Origin of the sequence: Anoxybacillus sp. LAT27, from assembly GCF_022030075.1 — a bacterium.
GTDB lineage: Bacteria > Bacillota > Bacilli > Bacillales > Anoxybacillaceae > Anoxybacillus > Anoxybacillus kestanbolensis.
Genome location: NZ_JAIWYK010000229.1, coordinates 1 through 254, shown reverse-complemented (window position 1 = coordinate 254; position 254 = coordinate 1). Strand labels below are relative to the sequence as shown.

Annotated in this window: 1 protein-coding gene; it reads left to right on the top strand. The window is 62.6% G+C overall.

Features of this window, described 5'->3' with window-relative positions; all coding sequences use genetic code 11:
• On the top strand, positions 1–254 hold a 254-nt coding region (locus tag LD028_RS09250), incomplete at both ends, for an NAD-dependent epimerase/dehydratase family protein (protein WP_237811642.1).

Genomic DNA, 254 nt, shown 5'->3' with positions numbered 1-254 from the left:
CGCGCGACGGGGCGCTGCGTGCGCTCAAATTCGCCAAGGCAGCGGGCGTGAAGCGCGTGGTGATGACCTCGTCGGTCGCCGCGATCGCTTATGGTCACGGCAAGAAGATCGCGAAATATAGCGAGGCGGACTGGACCAACATCAACGGCCCCGACGTCCATGCCTATGCCAAGTCCAAGACCATTGCCGAACGCGCCGCGCGCGACTGGATCGCGACCGAAGGCGGCGATATGGAATATTGCGCAATCAATCCC